Annotated in this window: 17 protein-coding genes; 8 read left to right on the top strand and 9 right to left on the bottom strand. The window is 49.3% G+C overall.

What is annotated here, in order from left to right; genetic code table 11:
• The first annotated feature begins 23 nt into the window (after window positions 1-23).
• From QVE43_RS09175 to QVE43_RS09160, 4 genes are all read left to right on the top strand, one after another.
• The gene (locus QVE43_RS09175) at window positions 24-1,901 is read left to right on the top strand and encodes a TonB-dependent siderophore receptor (protein ID WP_288006337.1); all 1,878 of its coding nucleotides are present in this window, start codon (window positions 24-26) and stop codon (window positions 1,899-1,901) included.
• 30 nt (window positions 1,902-1,931) lie between these two features.
• Complete coding sequence (locus QVE43_RS09170; protein ID WP_288006335.1) at window positions 1,932-2,969, top strand: DUF5074 domain-containing protein; 1,038 nt, start codon at window positions 1,932-1,934, stop codon at window positions 2,967-2,969.
• A 213-nt stretch (window positions 2,970-3,182) separates the two neighbouring features.
• Window positions 3,183-4,769, top strand: coding sequence for a S41 family peptidase (locus QVE43_RS09165; RefSeq protein WP_288006332.1), 1,587 nt, complete (start codon window positions 3,183-3,185; stop codon window positions 4,767-4,769).
• Window positions 4,770-4,911: 142 nt separating this feature from the next.
• Window positions 4,912-5,877 carry an alpha/beta hydrolase gene (locus QVE43_RS09160; RefSeq protein WP_288006330.1) on the top strand — a complete coding sequence of 322 codons (966 nt, stop codon included), beginning with the start codon at window positions 4,912-4,914 and terminating at the stop codon, window positions 5,875-5,877.
• 119 nt (window positions 5,878-5,996) lie between these two features.
• Here the strand turns inward: QVE43_RS09160 and QVE43_RS09155 are convergent, their stop codons facing one another.
• The 3 genes from QVE43_RS09155 to QVE43_RS09145 form a co-directional block, all read right to left on the bottom strand.
• On the bottom strand, window positions 5,997-6,602 hold the full coding sequence (locus tag QVE43_RS09155; RefSeq protein WP_288006328.1) for a superoxide dismutase: 606 nt from the start codon (window positions 6,600-6,602) through the stop codon (window positions 5,997-5,999).
• A 75-nt stretch (window positions 6,603-6,677) separates the two neighbouring features.
• Window positions 6,678-7,115 carry a nucleoside deaminase gene (locus QVE43_RS09150; RefSeq protein ID WP_288006523.1) on the bottom strand — a complete coding sequence of 146 codons (438 nt, stop codon included), beginning with the start codon at window positions 7,113-7,115 and terminating at the stop codon, window positions 6,678-6,680.
• Window positions 7,115-7,768 carry a hypothetical protein gene (locus QVE43_RS09145; protein WP_288006326.1) on the bottom strand — a complete coding sequence of 218 codons (654 nt, stop codon included), beginning with the start codon at window positions 7,766-7,768 and terminating at the stop codon, window positions 7,115-7,117. The genes QVE43_RS09150 and QVE43_RS09145 overlap by 1 nt, the downstream gene beginning before the upstream one ends.
• A 156-nt stretch (window positions 7,769-7,924) precedes the next feature.
• Between QVE43_RS09145 and QVE43_RS09140 the strand changes: the two genes are divergently transcribed.
• Window positions 7,925-9,253: a UDP-glucose/GDP-mannose dehydrogenase family protein gene (locus QVE43_RS09140; protein ID WP_288006323.1), complete on the top strand. Its 1,329-nt coding sequence runs from the start codon at window positions 7,925-7,927 to the stop codon at window positions 9,251-9,253.
• 71 nt (window positions 9,254-9,324) lie between these two features.
• Window positions 9,325-10,275, top strand: a complete 951-nt coding sequence (locus QVE43_RS09135; protein WP_038031408.1) for a UDP-glucuronic acid decarboxylase family protein — start codon at window positions 9,325-9,327, stop codon at window positions 10,273-10,275.
• A 55-nt stretch (window positions 10,276-10,330) separates the two neighbouring features.
• Here the strand turns inward: QVE43_RS09135 and QVE43_RS09130 are convergent, their stop codons facing one another.
• The 6 genes from QVE43_RS09130 to serA form a co-directional block, all read right to left on the bottom strand.
• The gene (locus QVE43_RS09130) at window positions 10,331-10,630 is read right to left on the bottom strand and encodes a septum formation initiator family protein (RefSeq protein ID WP_038031296.1); all 300 of its coding nucleotides are present in this window, start codon (window positions 10,628-10,630) and stop codon (window positions 10,331-10,333) included.
• A 101-nt stretch (window positions 10,631-10,731) separates the two neighbouring features.
• The gene (atpC, locus tag QVE43_RS09125) at window positions 10,732-10,983 is read right to left on the bottom strand and encodes an ATP synthase F1 subunit epsilon (RefSeq protein ID WP_038031406.1); all 252 of its coding nucleotides are present in this window, start codon (window positions 10,981-10,983) and stop codon (window positions 10,732-10,734) included.
• An 80-nt stretch (window positions 10,984-11,063) separates the two neighbouring features.
• On the bottom strand, window positions 11,064-12,575 hold the full coding sequence (gene atpD / locus QVE43_RS09120; RefSeq protein WP_288006319.1) for a F0F1 ATP synthase subunit beta: 1,512 nt from the start codon (window positions 12,573-12,575) through the stop codon (window positions 11,064-11,066).
• Window positions 12,576-12,779: 204 nt separating this feature from the next.
• Window positions 12,780-13,427 carry a porin family protein gene (locus QVE43_RS09115; RefSeq protein WP_288006316.1) on the bottom strand — a complete coding sequence of 216 codons (648 nt, stop codon included), beginning with the start codon at window positions 13,425-13,427 and terminating at the stop codon, window positions 12,780-12,782.
• 100 nt (window positions 13,428-13,527) lie between these two features.
• On the bottom strand, window positions 13,528-14,331 hold the full coding sequence (locus QVE43_RS09110) for an adenosylcobinamide-GDP ribazoletransferase (RefSeq protein ID WP_288006313.1): 804 nt from the start codon (window positions 14,329-14,331) through the stop codon (window positions 13,528-13,530).
• Window positions 14,318-16,201, bottom strand: coding sequence for a phosphoglycerate dehydrogenase (gene serA / locus QVE43_RS09105; protein WP_288006311.1), 1,884 nt, complete (start codon window positions 16,199-16,201; stop codon window positions 14,318-14,320). Before serA ends, QVE43_RS09110 begins: the two co-directional genes overlap by 14 nt.
• 97 nt (window positions 16,202-16,298) lie before the next feature.
• Here serA and QVE43_RS09100 point away from each other — a divergent pair, with 97 nt between their 5' ends.
• Complete coding sequence (locus tag QVE43_RS09100; RefSeq protein WP_288006308.1) at window positions 16,299-16,889, top strand: ACP phosphodiesterase; 591 nt, start codon at window positions 16,299-16,301, stop codon at window positions 16,887-16,889.
• On the top strand, window positions 16,865-17,674 hold the full coding sequence (locus QVE43_RS09095; protein ID WP_288006306.1) for an SGNH/GDSL hydrolase family protein: 810 nt from the start codon (window positions 16,865-16,867) through the stop codon (window positions 17,672-17,674). The genes QVE43_RS09100 and QVE43_RS09095 overlap by 25 nt, the downstream gene beginning before the upstream one ends.
• The last annotated feature ends 39 nt before the right edge of the window (window positions 17,675-17,713 follow it).

Genomic DNA, 17,713 nt, shown 5'->3' with positions numbered 1-17,713 from the left:
CAAACATTCAAAGTAGCGGGAATATGTTGCGTTTGTTGTGTTGCCTTTTCATAAGTGAGTTATGTTGCTTGCCCCTGCAGCTTGTGGCGCAAGCCGACAGCTTGCAAGCTTACCGTCTGCAGGAGGTAGTGATTGCTGCGCTGCCCTATAACCGTTATGGGGTTGGGCTGCAAAGCACCACAACAGACAGCCTGCTTGCCGGCTTTTTACCTGCACAAAGTCTGGGCGATATTCTACTGCAAAACACCGATGCTTATATAAAAGCTTACGGCAGTGGGATGCTTCAAAGCATCAGTTTGCGTGGCACAGCTGCCGGGCATACGGCTGTGTTATGGAATGGAGTCAATATCAACTCCCCCACCTTGGGCGAGGCAGACTTTTCCACCCTGCCCCTTGCCGGCGGCTACCAAGTACAGCTCATACAGGGCGGAAGCAGCCCCTTGGCAGGCAGTGATGCCATCGGGGGTGCTATTCTTTTAGAATCCGGCAAGCAAAACAGCACTTTGCCCTTGAGCATACAGACAGCCTACCGCAGCACACAACAATGGAGTGCACGGCTGCAAACCGGCTGGAAGGCCGGCACAAAACTTAGCGGGTTTAGTCAATTGTATGGCAGCTATGCCAAAAATATTTTTGAAAACCGCCTGATTAAACCCTACCAAACAATAGATTATGCCCCCTTCCACTTCTTCGGCACCCGCCAAGAGTTTTTTTACGAAATAAAGAAAGGGCAAGAAATAAACTTTTACAGCTGGTATCACGAGCATGACCGTATCTTGCTCAGCAACAGGGCACGACAAATAGACAAAAACCTTCGTACCTTGTTGCAATACCGGGACCACAAACAACTGGCTCAACTTTCTTTTGTGCGCAATTTTTTGGAATACAACGAAAGCAGCCAAACCAACACGCATCAATGGCAGGCGCAGTATCAATATGAAATAGCTTGGAACCAAAGCCTAAGCAGCCGTGCAGGTGCGACCGCCACGCTCATACAAACCGATGTGGACAGCTACGAAGGGCAGCCCGAACGGCGGCAGTTAGAGACCTTTGTTTTTACCCAATGGGAGGCCTCTACCCGCCTGCATATAGCCCTTAACCTGAGAAAAGTGTGGGTCAATGCCTATGCCCCCCCTTTGTCACCCTCGCTGGGCTTCGATTACTTGCTGTTTTCTACAGCTGCGCTCGATATAAAAACAGGCGGAAGTGCATCATTCAATTATAAACTGCCGTCGCTCAATGCCCTCTATTGGCAGCCGGGCGGTAATCCTGATATAAGACCGGAATCGGGCTTTTACAACAATATTTACTTTCAGCTCCGGCACCGGCACCACCAACAGCTCTGGCAATTGAACATAGAAGGCTTCCGCAATCATATTAATGACTGGATTTTATGGCAGCCCACACCGGAAGGGTACTGGGCGCCGGACAACCTGAAGGAAGTCTTGTCTTGGGGACTACAAACATCACTATCTCATCAACTAAGTACGCCCCGTGCCACTTTCTCACAACAGCTACATTACACCTTTACACGTGCCACCAATCAGAAAGCGGTAGATGCAGCCGACCGGACAAGCATAGGCAAGCAGCTGCCCTATGTGCCGGCACACAGGCTTGGCGGCTTGCTTAAATGGCAGCACTACCGCCAATGGCTGGTCATCGTCAACGGGCAATGGACCGGCACGCGCTACACCACTACCGACAACAAACGCAGCCTGCCCCCCTTCTGGACTATGGATGTGCACGCCGGCAAACAGTGGCAAATCCGCGACGGGCAGCTCAATTTACAAATCGGCATACTGAACATGCTTGACAAGGCCTATGAACAAATAGACAACCAACCACAACCCGGGCGGCAATATCAAGTTTCTTTGCAGTGGTCTTTTCTTTCAAACAAATAAATAAATCGTCAAACTCAAACAATCGAAGCTATGAAACAAATCAATCGTTGGTTATTGTGGCTATTGGTGGGCATAACCGCCCTGCAACTCACCGGCTGTAACAAAAAAGATGAAGCTGCCGGCGCTTATGTGAACGGTACCCTCGTGTTCAACGAAGGCAACTTCAGCGAAGGCAACGGAAGCGTAAGCTTCCTGAAAAAAGGCGAAAACACTGCCCAAGACAATGTATTCGAGACAGAAAACAACACACCCGTTGGCGGCATCATTCAATCGGCACGCAAATACGGCGAGCGCATTTACATTGTAACCAACAACCAAAACTTTGTGCGTGTAGTAAATGCAGCCACCCTCAAGCTGGAACTCACCCTTCAAGAAGGCTTGGACAACCCCATTGACGTGGCTGTCATCAATGGTAAAATTTATGTTACCAACTGGGGTCCCATAGACAAAGCCTTTGGCAGCAATCCCGAATCGTTTGTGGCTGTTTACGATGCCACCACCGGCGCACTCATCAAAAAAGTAGCCTTGAGCGTACGCCCGCAAGGCATTTGGGCATACAGCAAAAGCAAAGTGTTCATTGCCGGAGCAGGCAGCAACACCATAGAAATACTGAACACAAACACAGATGCACTCGATGGGCAAATAGTGGTAGAGAGCGGCCCCGAACGCTTCGAAGCAGACGCAAAGGGTAAGCTGTGGGTTGCTTGCAACAGCGGTTACTTAATACGCTTCAACCCCGCCACCAACACCGTGGAAAAAACCATTGCCGTGGATATGAGCTACTACCCGGTGCGCATTGCAAGCGATGGCGAATCGATTTTCTACTTCAGTGGCAACAAGATATATAAAGTGGACGCCACCAACCCGGTGGTGCCCACGGCTCCCTTTGCAGAAGTGAGCGAGTTCAGCGCATTCAATGGCATTGGTGCCGATAAAACAACCGGCCATGTCTATGTAGGCGAAGCCGTTTATACCCGCAATGGCGGCGTCAAAGTGTTTGATGCCAACGGACAAGAAGTTACAAGCTTCACGGCCGGTATTGCACCCAACACTTTCATCGTTCAATAGAGATTCAGCTACCACACATCCGGAGTACTACACTACTCTCTTAAAAGGGGCGTGCACTTTGTGCTCGTCCCTTTTGTTCTGTTTGTAAACCAACTGCCTGCCTGTGTTGTTTTCTTTTTAGCAGCTAATTTGGCTTTTTCAACGCCTTTCTGTTTATTTATTTGCTGTCTATACTTTTGTTTTGCTCTTTTGTTGAATGACCTGTTGAAAATCATGATGAAACGCGCGGCTGCCATTCCGGTAATTATAGCCCTGTCTATCTCGCTGGGCATCTTAATTGGGGCCACCTTTTTCCAAGCTCAAGGGGAAAATACCCTGCGTAAGCGATACCCCAAAATAGAAGAAGTGCTCTCCTACATCGAGCTGTATTATGTAGATGACGTAAACCTTGAAGAGCTGACCGACTACTCCATAGAGAAGCTACTCGAGAAGCTCGACCCCCACTCGGCCTATATCCCTGCCGAAGAAACCGCCCTTGTCAATGCCGACTTGGAAGGTTCATTTGAAGGCATAGGCATTGAGTACATGTTGTTAAATGACACTATAGAAGTGGTAACGCCTTTGGCCGGTGGACCCGCAGAACAAGTGGGGCTGCTTCCCGGTGATAAAATCATACGCATCGACGGCGAAAATGTAGCCGGCATTGGCATAGACCACCTGGGCGTTTTTAAAAGACTGAGAGGAAAAAAAGGAAGCCGGGTAACCGTAGAGGTCAAGCGGCAAGGCATTCACCGCCCACTTACTTTTACCATCACACGCGACCGCATCAATACCCAAAGCGTGTATGCCTTTATGTTTGATAAACACACAGGCTATATCAAGATATCGAACTTTGCCGCCAACACGCATCATGAATTTCAAGAAGCCCTGAAAAAACTTAAGCGGGAGGGCATGCGGGAGCTGATACTGGACCTGCGCGACAACCCGGGCGGCTATCTTGACCGTGCCACCGACATTGCCGACGAGTTCTTGCCCGATGACTATCTGATTGTGTACACCGACGGACGCGGCACCCGCTTCGATTCTAAAATAAAAGCCACCAACCGGGGGCAGTTCGAAAAGGGCAAAGTGGTCGTTCTTATTAACGAAGGCTCTGCTTCTGCGTCTGAAATCGTAGCCGGTGCGCTGCAAGACAACGACCGCGCATGGCTCGTAGGGCGTCGTTCCTTCGGCAAAGGGCTGGTGCAAATGCCCATTGACTTGCAAGACGGCAGCGAGCTGCGCCTCACCATCTCCCGCTACTACACACCCAGCGGGCGATGCATTCAAAAGCCTTATGATGGCAACAAAGACCATTATGAAGAAGAACTGTGGAAACGCTATGAGAGTGGCGAGTTGTTCCGTCCGGACAGCATTCAATTCGCCGATTCGCTCAAATTCAAGACCCGTAAAGGACGCACCGTATATGGCGGTGGCGGCATCATGCCGGACTTCTTTGTGCCTGCCGACACCGGCGCATTGGTAAAACTCGAAAGCGAGATATATGCCAGCGGTGCGCTGCAGGAAATGGCCATCCACTATGCCCGCCAAATCAACAAAAACGATTACACGCCGGCTTCATTCAACGAAAAATGGCAAATGCCCGCCCCTCTGTGGCAGTCATTCCTTGACAAACTTGCACAGAAAGAGGTAGATACAGCCCTTCTGCAAACCGACAGCACAGCCAAAGCCTCGGTTATCCACGACCTTAAGGCGCTTATCGCACGGCAACTATGGGGATATGAAGCTTTTTATTACATCTTGTATCAACAAGACCCCTTTATCCGGAAAGCCATGGAAGTGCTTCAGTTGCCCGAATAAAAGATTAACACAATCATAATCTTTAGTTAAAACTTACACACCTAAGACTTTCTTGGGTGTGTTCTTGTTTTTTCTATAGATTTGGACTTTATTGCGATAAAGTTTTGATATTTCGTTTTTTATCAAAAGAAAGAATAAAATTATGCCTTCCATACAGCACAACCTTTTAAAGCTATCCTTAAAAACTGCCGGTTTGGCTTTTAGCTTCAGCAAACCGAGCGTACAGGGAATGCGCAGCCTGCTGGAGCTCATGAGCCTGTACACATACATGCCTTGGGGGGTACATTTTCGCCCCTTGGACATCGACGGCATGTATGCCGAATGGATTACCCCTTCCGACGCCCGCCCCGAAAAGGTAGTGTTATATCTTCACGGCGGCGCCTATGCTTTGGGCTCACCCAATACGCACCGGGCTTTTGTAGGGCACTTAGCCAAAGAAATTGGCGCCAATGCCTTGGTGATTGATTATCGAAAAGCACCGGAAAACCCCTTCCCCGCCGCACTCGAAGACGCCATCAAGGCTTATGATTGGTTGCTGAAAGAGGACTATTTGCCCAAAAACATCATTTTCGCCGGCGACTCTGCCGGGGGGGGCTTGGCGCTGGCTGCCTTGGTGAATTTGCGTGACAAGCAAATGCCATTGCCTGCTGCGGCACTTCTGTTCTCTCCCTGGGTGGACCTCACCTTAAGCGGCGAGTCCATTCTGCAGAACAAAGAGAATGACAAAATACTGGAAGCTTGGGAATTGCACGAAATAGGCGATGATTATGCAGGCGCCTATCCTTTGGACCACCCCTTGGTATCGCCGCTGTTTGCCAATTTAGAAGGCTTACCTCCTCTGCTCATACAAGCAAGCGATGGCGAAGTGCTCTATAGCGACGCTACCCGTCTGCGCGACAAAGCCGAAGCCGCAGGTGTGCGGGTCGAGCTTCAAATATGGCATGATTTGATTCACTGGTGGCATCTGTTCGGTAAGTTTTTGCCCGAAGCTACCGAAGCCATAGAAGAAGCAGCGCGTTTTGCCCGTAAGACCTGGCGAATTGGCGAGTTTGAGCATCAATTGAAGCTGACCGAAAAGCAGGCAGAAGATGACAAAGCAGTAGCATAAGTGAACTTTCGCTTGCCGTTTTGCTTTTATATTTGAAGGCTTTTTGCATATCCATCCCCATAAAAAAAGCGTGTGGTAATTTCTTCCACACGCCTCTTTTATTTTACAGCAAATGACAATTAGCGAATGGCTAATTCATAAAACTCATTCACTTTTTCCCAGTTGATAACATTATAGAACGCCTCGATATACTCGGGACGGCGGTTCTGATACTTCAAATAGTAAGCATGTTCCCATACGTCAATACCTAAAACAGGCACACCTTGCACCGGCGCCACATCCATCAATGGGTTGTCTTGGTTGGGGGTTTGAGTAATCAAAAGCTCGCCGTCTTTTACGATGAGCCATGCCCAGCCCGAGCCGAATACGCCGGCAGCTGCCTGGCTAAATTCTGCTTTGAAGGCATCGAAGTTGCCCCATTTTTTCTTGATGGCTTCCACCACATTGCCTTTCAATTCACCACCTTTCGGGCTCATGATTTGCCAATAGAGGTTGTGGTTGTAGAAGCCGCCACCGTTGTTGCGAACAGCCACAGGGTGCTTGCTTACATTTTTGAAAATATCTTCAATGCTCATGCCCTCTAAGGCAGTACCTTTTACCGCATCGTTCAGCTTGGCGGTGTAACCGGCATGGTGCTTGGTGTAGTGCAGATTCATGGTTTGCGCATCGATGTAGGGCTCCAGAGCATCTTCTGCATAAGGAAGTTTTACTTGTTCAAATGCCATAGTTTATGCTGTTTTTTGTGAAACATGAAAGTTTTAAATAGTGAGTTGTTATAAATATAACAAGCTTTTTTTGATTTAGTTTCTAAGCTTCTTGAAAAAGTCCTTTATAAGAGCTGCTGCTTCTTCGGCCAATAATCCTGCTTCTACTTGTGTTTTAGGATGCAAGATATTGGGGGCATGGCGCCGGTATCCCCGCTTCTCATCGGAAGCAGCAAACACCAATCTGCCCAGCTGCGCCCAGGCCAGTGCGCCTGCACACATGGCACAGGGCTCCAAGGTCACGTACAAAGTGCAATCGGGCAGATACTTGCCGCCCAAAGCCTGCGCCGCTGCCGTAATGCACAGAATTTCGGCATGGGCGGTTACATCCAACAGGCGCTCAGTTTGATTATGCGCCTTGGCAATCAACTTTTTTTCGTGCACCAACACAGCGCCCACAGGGATTTCGCCTTGCTCATAGGCTTTTTGAGCTTCTTGCAAGGCTATACGCATGAAATAGGCATCATCAAGCATCATCGGCTTACCGGGGGAGTGGGTGGTACATCGGGCTCCGGCGCTTTTTCTACCGGCAACTGAATGTTTTTCAGCTTCACCGAGTGCATAATTTTGTCGGCAATAGGCTGCCAACGCACCTTTTCATGAATGGGGGCATTGAAATTAAACACCACAATGCGGTTATCCACCACCGTGTACATCATGTAGTAGTAGCGCTTTACGGGGGGCTTGCTTACTCCTATGGCTGATTTTTCGTCTTCTTCATCGGCCAGTATGGCGTCAAATTCCAAAATCACATAGGTGCGGCGCTTGATTTGCTCTACCGCTTCTTTATGAAAATGAATTTGAGTGTAAAGCGCTGCCAAGGTGGCCTTGTAAATATCTTTCAGTAAAGCGATATCTTCCTGAGGCCAATACTTTTCCGTAATGTTTACCCCCAAGTCGATGTTTCCGTAGGGGTCGGAAAGCATCACCGTGGGCTTGCGGAAGTAAGCATACTTCTGCGCCAAAAAGTCATCGGACATCGGCTGAAAATCCACAGGCACTAACATACTAATGCCCGGCGTCAGTTGGCGTCTTTTCAGTTTTATGCTGTTTTGTGCCTGACCCCAGAAGGTTATTAAGCTCAAAACCAATATGCCAACGACAGTACGTACTGTGTGTAGGGTCATAATCCGTCGATTTTATGCTTCACAAAGATACAAAACCTGCTTTTATCCTACGGATAGGCACAAAATTTGATGCATACTGCAAGAAACCATATCTTTGTGTTCCATTGATTTTCAGAAAGACTATACACTCATTCAATTTCTAAACCCCATATTCACATGAAAATAGCAGTTATCGGTACCGGTTATGTCGGCTTGGTAACAGGCACCTGTTTTGCCGAAACAGGCAACACGGTTACCTGCGTCGATATAGACGAAGAAAAAGTAAAAAAGCTGCAAAGCGGCATTGTTACTATCTACGAACCGGGCTTGGATGTGCTCTTCGAGCGCAATATTCAACAAGGACGCTTAAAGTTCACCACTCATTTGGCCGAGGGTATCAAAGGCGCAAAAGTTATCTTTTTGGCGCTGCCTACCCCGCCCGGCGAAGATGGTTCGGCAGATTTGAAGTATATCCTTCAAGTAGCAGAAGAACTGGGTCCCCTATTGGAAGACTATACCGTTGTTGTTGATAAGAGTACCGTGCCGGTGGGTACTGCCGAGCTGGTACGCGAACGCATTGCCCGCCATGCCAAGGTGGAGTTCGATGTGGTTTCGAACCCGGAATTTTTGCGCGAAGGTGTGGCTGTAGAAGACTTTATGAAGCCGGAACGTGTGGTAGTAGGTACCCGCTCGGAACGCGCACGCAAAATCATGGAGCAACTGTATGCCCCCATGGTGCGCCAAGGCAACCCTATTTTGTTTATGGATGAGCGCTCGGCAGAAATGACCAAATATGCTGCCAATGCTTTCTTGGCTACCAAAATTACCTTCATGAACGAAATAGCCAACTTGTGTGAGCGCGTAGGTGCCAATGTAGATGACGTGCGCCGTGGCATAGGTACCGACTCCCGCATAGGCAAGCGTTTCCTTTTTGCGGGCATTGGCTATGGCGGCAGCTGCTTCCCCAAAGACGTGCAGGCATTGGCAAAAACAGCAGAAGAAAACGATTATGACTTCCGCATTCTAAAAGCGGTCATGCAGGTGAACCAAGAGCAAAAAACCAAGCTTATCCCTGCCTTGAAAGAGTTTTTTGGCGGCAGCTTGCAAGGTAAGCGCATTGCCGTGTGGGGGCTGTCTTTTAAACCTTACACCGACGATATACGCGAAGCACCTGCTCTGGAAAACATCAAAATTTTGTTGCAGGAAGGCGCTACCGTCAAGGCATATGACCCGGAAGCCATGGAAAATGTAAAAAAGGTGCTGGGCAACCAAATCGAGTATGCCGAAAGCCCTTATGGCGCTTTGGTCAATGCCGATGCTCTTATGATCATGACCGAGTGGCCCGTGTTCCGCACGCCCGATTTTGAAGTGGTGAGTCAATTATTAAAAAACAAAGCCATTTTCGATGGGCGCAACCTTTACGAGCCTGCTCAAATGGCAGAGCTGGGCTTCCACTATGTGAGCATAGGCAGAGAGAAAGTCACACAAGCAGAAATGCAAGCATAAGCGTATGGTCGTCGCCGGCAATTCTTGCCCGGCGACGGTTCTTTTTTATCACCGGAAACTCTCAAAATACCATGAAAAAACGTGTATTAATTACCGGCGCTGCCGGCTTTTTGGGATCTCACCTCTGCGACCGCTTCCTGATGGAGGGCTTTCATGTCATAGGTATGGACAACCTGCTGACCGGTAATTTGGAAAACATAGAGCACCTTTTCCCCAACCCTCATTTTGAGTTTTACCACCACGACGTATCGAAGTTTGTGCACGTACCGGGTGAATTGCACTATATTCTTCACTTTGCCTCACCGGCAAGCCCAATAGATTATTTAAAGCTGCCCATCCAAACCCTCAAAGTGGGTGCCATGGGCACGCACAATCTGCTGGGATTGGCAAAAGCCAAAAAAGCCCGCATTTTGGTGGCTTCCACTTCTGAAGTATATGGCGACCCGGAAGTGCATCCGCAATCGGAAGAATACTGGGGGCACGTGAACCCCATAGGACCACGGGGCGTATATGACGAAGCCAAGCGCTACCAAGAAGCCATTACCATGGCTTATCACCGGGTGCATGGCTTGGAAACACGCATCGTGCGTATCTTCAATACCTATGGTCCGCGCATGCGCTTAGATGATGGACGTGTGTTGCCTGCTTTCATGAGTCAGGCATTGCGTGGTGAAGACCTCACCGTCTTTGGCGACGGTTCACAAACCCGCTCGTTCTGTTATGTAGATGATTTGATTGAGGGTATATTCCGTTTGTTGATGTCGGACTACCCCTATCCTGTGAACATAGGCAACCCCGAAGAAATCACCATCAAGGAGTTTGCCGAAGAAATTATTCGATTGACAGGCAGCCGGTCAAAAATCAGCTATCAGCCATTGCCACAAGATGACCCCAAGCAACGTCGCCCCGATATCACCAAAGCCCGTGAAATATTGGGATGGGAACCTAAAATAGGGCGCTCCGAAGGGCTGCGTCGCACGCTGGAATACTTCAAAGCCAAAGTGCTGCCCATTCATTCATAACATAAAAAGCAAACTTGTTGGAAAGCCCTCTTTCATCAAAAGGGGGCTTTTTTATTTACTCATCTTCATTTGTTTGCAAAATGAACACATCTTCTTGAGGGCGATGCATATAATATTTTTCCCGGGCAAACTTTTCGAGTAAAGTGGGGTCGCTCTCCAATGCCCGGCGCTCTTCTTTGATAATCTCTATTGCTTCTAAGTAATATTGACGCTGGCGTTCCAATTGCTCTATTTCACGCTTCCGCTTCCACTGCGTAATCAAGTCGTTGCTATCGAAAAAGAGCATCCACAGAACGAAGCTTCCCCCTACAAGCACATAGAAATTCCGGACTAAAGAAAGCAAACGCTGCCGCATAGTTTGGAGTTTTTAAACAGAAAGAAAGATAAGTATAGTGATGGAATAAAAAAAGTGCCACCCTTCCGGACGGCACTTTCAGGATGTCTATTATTTAGCCATTAAGCTTCTTCCAAGATGCGCTCCACCAAAACACGCACTTTATTTTGGGCAACCTCTACCACTCCGCCTTCCACCAGAAAGGCCACTTCTTTTGAGGCTACTCGATAGCGCACCTCACCTTTGCCCAAAGTAGAAATGATGGGCGCGTGGTTTTTCAGCACTTGAAAAGCCCCTTTGGTGCCGGGCACAAATACCGTGTCCACTTCACCTGAGAAAACGGCTTTATCAGGAGTAATGATTTCTAAGTGCAACATAGGGCTATATTTTTGAAAAACCGGGCGGCTCTGCCTTCAAGTGAGGCAAGCCGCCGGCTTCTGATGACTGATGATTTTTATTTTTTCTTGGCTTCTGCCAACATTCTTTCGCCGGCTTCGATGGCCTGCTCAATGGTACCTTTCAAGTTGAAGGCAGCCTCAGGCAGGTGGTCCAGCTCACCGTTCAGAATCATCTTGAAGCCTTTGATGGTATCCTTGATATCTACGAACTCACCCGGGATACCGGTAAACTGCTCGGCTACGTGGAAAGGCTGCGACAAGAAGCGCTGCACACGGCGTGCACGGTGTACCACCAATTTGTCTTCTTCCGACAGCTCGTCCATACCCAAGATGGCGATGATGTCCTGCAGTTCCTTGTAGCGCTGCAGAATTTCTTTCACGCGCTGTGCCGTTTCGTAGTGCTCTTCACCTACGATGTCCGGCGTCAAGATGCGCGAAGTAGAATCCAGCGGGTCCACAGCCGGATAGATACCCAACTCGGCAATTTTACGCGACAATACGGTAGTAGCATCCAAGTGGGTAAAGGTAGTAGCCGGTGCGGGGTCCGTCAAGTCGTCAGCCGGTACGTACACAGCCTGTACCGAAGTGATAGAGCCACGCTTGGTAGAGGTGATTCGTTCCTGCATGGCACCCATCTCAGTAGCCAAAGTGGGCTGGTAACCCACGGCTGAGGGCATACGTCCCAAGAGAGCCGACACTTCCGAGCCGGCCTGCGTGAAACGGAAAATATTGTCAATAAAGAAGAGGATGTCGTTTCCTTTGCCTTCGCCTTCACCATCACGGAAGTATTCGGCAATAGCCAGACCGGAAAGGGCAACACGTGCACGGGCTCCGGGAGGTTCGTTCATCTGACCGAATACCAAGGTAGCTTGTGACTTAGCCAACTCGGCTTTGTCCACCTTGCTGAGGTCCCAGCCGCCTTCTTCCATATCCTTCAAGAAAGCCTCGCCATAGCGGATAACGCCTGACTCGAGCATTTCGCGCAACAGGTCGTTACCTTCACGGGTACGCTCACCCACACCGGCAAATACAGACATACCGGAGTATGCCTTGGCGATGTTGTTGATGAGCTCCATAATCAATACGGTCTTGCCTACACCGGCACCACCGAAGAGACCTGTTTTACCCCCTTTTACGTAGGGCTCGAGCAGGTCAATCACCTTGATACCTGTATAGAGTACTTCGGTAGAAGTAGCCAAGTCTTCGTATTTGGGCGCCGAAGCGTGGATAGAGCGTCCTTTTTGGGTTTGAGGCTGGTCGATGCCGTCGATGGCTTCACCTACCACGTTGAACAAACGGCCGCGCACCTCTTGTCCCACAGGCATTTGAATGGGGCCACCCAAGTCTATGACTTCCATGCCACGTTGCAGACCGTCGGTACTGTCCATAGCGATAGTACGCACGCGGTCTTCACCCAAATGCTGCTGACACTCTAAAATTACTTTCTGCCCATTCGGCTTGGTTACTTCCAAAGCGTTTAAGATATCAGGCAGTTTAGAGCCCTCAGCCGAGAAGCTCACGTCCACAACAGGACCAATGATTTGAACTATTGTACCTTTATTTGCCATTGCTTGCTAAGATTATAGCTATCATTAAAATTTGAATTCCTTAGGCATTCGGATGGCAAATTTAGGTGAATAATTAGTTATTACAAAAAATATTGAGCAATAAGTAGTTAAAGAGTAAGCCAAGGTATTCACAGCAAGCATAAAAAATGGGACTTCTGTGCACAGAAGTCCCATCTGTTTGCCGCAGCCGGGTGCGCACAAAACTTATAAAAGCTTTATGCCTAAAGTAAATACTATACTGGATTGCTTGTAAGGTTTGTCAGGAGAGAAGGTGGCCTGTGAGTCAGTGGGGGTAAATTGTTGTTCAGTCAAGCCCAGTTGGTAGCGCAAATCCAGGCTTAAACGGCTAATGTCGGCACCTAAACCAAACTGCAAAGACCAAAGCGACTGCTTTTCTATGTCTATACTAAAAGTAGGGAAGTTGGGGTCTTCTATCTCCAACTCTCTGCTGAGTGGGGTGGTCAACACGGGACCTACCTGCAAGCGTGCCCCCAGAGGACCTAACCCTACCCGGTAGCCCACCAACAAACCAAAATCGATGGCTTGTATCTTTTGTGTAGCTCTGCCGTCCGATGTCTTGTCTTTAAAGGCTGCTGCATACTGTGCATACACCAACTCCGGCTGAATATGCAAACCGGTAGCCGGCACATTGATGCGTGCCCACAGCCCGCCGGTGATGCCTATTTTCATGCTTTCCTTCGAAAAGTCGTAGCCGTCTTCGGGCAGCTGCGAAAAAGAGGTGCCGTTGGCGCCTAATTTAAGTCCCAAATCAAAAAAGGGCACATCTTGTGCAAAGGCAGCAGTGCCGCACAAGAGCAGCGTCAAACTTAGGATGAGTAAGTGTTTTTTCATAGGAAACAGATGTTTGGTTATCAATGCTTTGAATTTAGAAAAATATTTCAATTTTTTCCACAAAAAAGCCACAAGACAGGCCTTGATTCCGGCCCGCAGCCTACAGGCAACGCAGAGAAGCCAAAAAGAAAAGCAACGTCACGCATTCGCTTATTTGCTGAATAGCCCCCAGGCAATCGCCCGTATAACCACCAACTTTGCTTTTAAAATAACGGTACATCCACAGTTGAGTAAGGTAAACCAAAGCGGCGGCGGGCAATGCCATATACCCCATGCCTGCAACTGCCAGCATGAAGGTAATGGCACAGGCGACATAAAAACCGGTTGTACTAAGTCCTTTGGCTACCGGTTTCACTTTACCGGTGGCATCCATCCGGGCATATACACCTGTTTTGATGGTGCACACGGCTGCCCAACGGCTCAGCACAAAGGCAGCCATCGCCCCGCCGGCAAACAGCAACATGCCTTGTTCCAGCAACTGCCACAGCAGCACCCAGCGCAACGAAAGTCCTCCCCATAAACCCACGGCACCGTAGGTACCCAGACGGCTGTCTTTCATAATTTCAAGGATTTGCTGCGCCTGCCATCCCCCGCCGAAGCCGTCACAGGCATCTGCCAGCCCATCTTCATGAAAAGCGCCCGTCAGCCACACGGAAAACAACAAGGCAAGCAGTGCCGCCACGCCGGCATGCGAAGTAAGTAAATAAAGCATCCAGCCGGTGCCAATGCTCAAAAGCGCCACCAGCGCCCCTACCAATGGGAAATAGCGCGTTGCTTCACTTAAAAGCAGTGGATCATGGCTTGCCATGCCCGCAGGCACGGGCAAACGGCTGTAAAACATCTGCGCGGTAAAATACAGCGCCAGCTCGCGCCGGAAGACTGAACGCTTTTTAGTAGAGCACACGGAAGCGAATGGTTTGCGGAATGGCTTTCAGCTCGTTGATAAGTGCCTGGTTATAGTCTTTGTCTATGTCGGTGATTACATAGCCAATTTGCTCGTTGGTTTTTAAATATTGTCCCAAAATGTTGGCTTCGTGCTTGGCTAAAATACCGTTGATTTGTGCCAAAATACCGGGCACATTGTGGTGAATATGTAACAAGCGATGGGCTTGTTGTTGGGCAGGCAGCTGTAGATTGGGCAGGTTCACACTGCCATAGGTGCTCCCTGTATTCACATAGTCGATGATTTTTCCCGGCACGAAGTTGCCTATATTTTCCTGTGCCTCTTGTGTGCTTCCGCCTATGTGGGGCGTCAAAATCACATTGGGCAGCCCTTGCAGCACCGACACAAACGGCTCTTCGTTCGACTTAGGCTCTTCGGGGAACACATCCACGGCTGCCCCCCGCAGCTTGCCGGTGCGTATGGCATCAGCCAGCGCATCGACATCGACCACAAAACCACGGCTCAGGTTCAACAAAATAGCGCCGTCTTTCATCTTGGCAATGGCTGCTGCGTCTATCATGTTCCGGTTTTCGGGGCGCCCGTCCACATGCAGGCTTACAATGTCGGCAACAGCCAGCAGCTCGTCCAAGCTGCTGCAAGCTTTGGCATTGCCCAAAGCCAACTTATCCACAATATCATAGAAATACACTTCCATCCCCAAGGCTTCGGCAAGCACCGACAACTGCGCCCCAATATTGCCATAGCCCACAATGCCCAGCTTTTTGCCCCGTATTTCGTGGCTGTTTTTAGCCGACTTCATCCAGCGACCGGCATGTGCGGCTTTGTTTTTATCAGGAATACCGCGCATCAGCATAATCATTTCGCCAATAGCCAGCTCTACCACACTGCGTGTATTGCTGTAGGGCGCATTGAAAACAGCGATGCCCCGCTTAGTGCAATAGTCCAAATCGATTTGGTTGGTGCCTATACAAAAAGCCCCCACGGCCATCAAGCGCTTGGCATGCGCCAGCACGCCGGCTGTCAGTTGCGTTTTGGAACGAATTCCCAAAATAGAGACCTCCCCTATCCGCTCTTTTAGCTCTTGTTCATCAAGTGCAGTGGCAAGGCGCTCCACCTGATAGCCTTCTTTCTGAAAGATATCCACTGCTATGGGATGCACCCCTTCGAGCAACAATACTTTAATGCGATTCTTCGGATATGAAAATTTCATAGGCAATTTATGTCTGTATAAAAATTCATCTAAGGCGGGCAAAACAGCATCGGCATGAGCCAACACTTTTTCGCGTTGCACATTCTCGGCAAAGGCATAAAAGGCATTGGCTAAACCGGCTGCTTTAATTTCGTAGTCTGTATAACCGTCGCCTATCACATATACTTCTTCGTCGGGCAGCTGCCACGACTGCAACAGCTTCACCTTCCCCCGGTCATGTGCCAAAGGTATGCTTTCGTCATAACCCGTAACATAGCCTTCCGAATCAAAAAGAAAACGGTTGGCAAAGACCTGCTCGGGACGGATGCCCAAGGTAGCCACCACCGGCTCTATGAATTCCCGGAAGCCACTGGATATAATGCGTATGTTCTGCCCATATTCTTGAAAAAAACGCTCATTTCGACGGAAAGAAGGACTTACTTCTTCTTTCAAGCGCTCTACCAAGCACTCAATATGGCGACGATGGGGGCGAATCAAAGCCAAACGTTCTTTCAAAGATACCGCAAAGGAAAGCTCGCCATTCATGCCCTGCTCGGTAATTTGCCGGATGGTGCGCAAGCGCTCTTCTTTTTCAGGATGGTCCAGCAAGGCTATTTCGGCAAGCAAATCCAAACCTTCCACCCGCGTAAAAGTACTATCGAAATCAATGATGACAAGCATAAAGCAAAGCATTTAGCGAATATTCGCTAATCAACAAAAACTATCCTTGAGATGCAAAAAATAATGTGTATCTTTTTCGCATTCTACAGGCAGCACTATGAACTACTTGGCGCATTGTGTGCTCTCGGGCAAAGACCCCGAAGTTTTATTTGGTAACTTCATTGCCGACAGCGTACGAGGCAGGGCGACTTCCGGCTATCCTCTCCGTATGCTGCGGGGCATTCAGCTACACCGTGCCATTGACACCTACACCGATGCGCATCCGCTGGTGCACCATAGCAAATCGTTGCTATGGGCTACACAAAAGCATTATGCAGCTGTTGTCGTGGACTTGGTCTATGACCATTTTTTGGCGGCGCACTTCGAACAACTCTTCAAGCGCTCTTTGTGGCATTATACCCAAGAAGTGTATGCAATCATAGATTCATTTGCCGCTTATATGCCGCCCCGTGTGCAGCACTTTTTTCCCTATATGAAAAAGCAAAACTGGCTGTATGAGTACCGCCGGCGCGAAGGGCTGCACCGTGCACTCGAAGGCACCGGGCGGCGCAGCCGGTATGCCAACCGCCTGTCTGTAGCCATCCGCGACATAGAACCACACTACGAAGCATTGAAAAATGACTTTTTCGCTTTCTTTCCCGAAGTACAGCAATTCAGCAAACAATGGCTCGCACATCAATCTACATAGGCTTGTGTTGGTTGTGTTGGTGTTTCGGGCCGGTTTCTTGCTCGCCGAACAAAAAGTCAAACACCGAAAAGCAATCGCCGGCCACTTCGCCGGAAATACCGCAATGGCAACCACCGGCTGCCGTATGGACCCATGAGCCAAGCTCACTACGGGGCATCAATCGCGTGCTGCAAAAGATGATAATAGGCGACAGTGTGCGTATTGTGTGCTGGGGGAACAGCATTACCTACGGTTTTGCGCCTACCTATCCGGAGCAGCAGTATTTGCCTTATCCGCAAGAGTTGCAGCGTGCTTGGCAAAAACGCTACCACAATCCTTTTATTGAAGTCATCAACCTGGGGCACCCCGGCTGGCGCAGCGAACAGGCACTGGCACATATAGAAGAAGTGCTTCAGCTGCACCCGGACCTTTGCTTCATTCACTTTGGAATCAACGACGCTGTGAGCAACTACCCTTTTTCTTGGTATGCCCACAACCTTGAACAAATGGCGGGGCGGCTGCAGCAAGCCGGCATCGAGCCGGTTTTTCTTACCCCCACGCCTATCTTGCAGTATGCCCCCGAAAGAGTGGCAGCCTATGCGCAACAATTGCCCGCCTGGTGTGCCGGGCGCGGCCTGCTCTGCATCGATGTGCATCATGCTTTTCAAGAGCATTTGAAGCGCGAAAAGCTGACTTTGCATCAAGTGCTGCTCGACGGCATTCACCCCGATGCGCCCTACTACCGGTGGATTGCCGACGCCGTTTTTGACTGGTGGCTCAATTTGCCTTTGTTGACAGACAAATAAAATTCGTACCTTGAGCTATCTTATGGCTTGACATCAGTT

It is taken from the genome of Thermonema sp. (assembly GCF_026003375.1).
GTDB classification, from domain to species: Bacteria; Bacteroidota; Bacteroidia; order Cytophagales; family Thermonemataceae; genus Thermonema; species Thermonema rossianum.
This window is presented reverse-complemented; position numbering and strand designations above follow the sequence as displayed.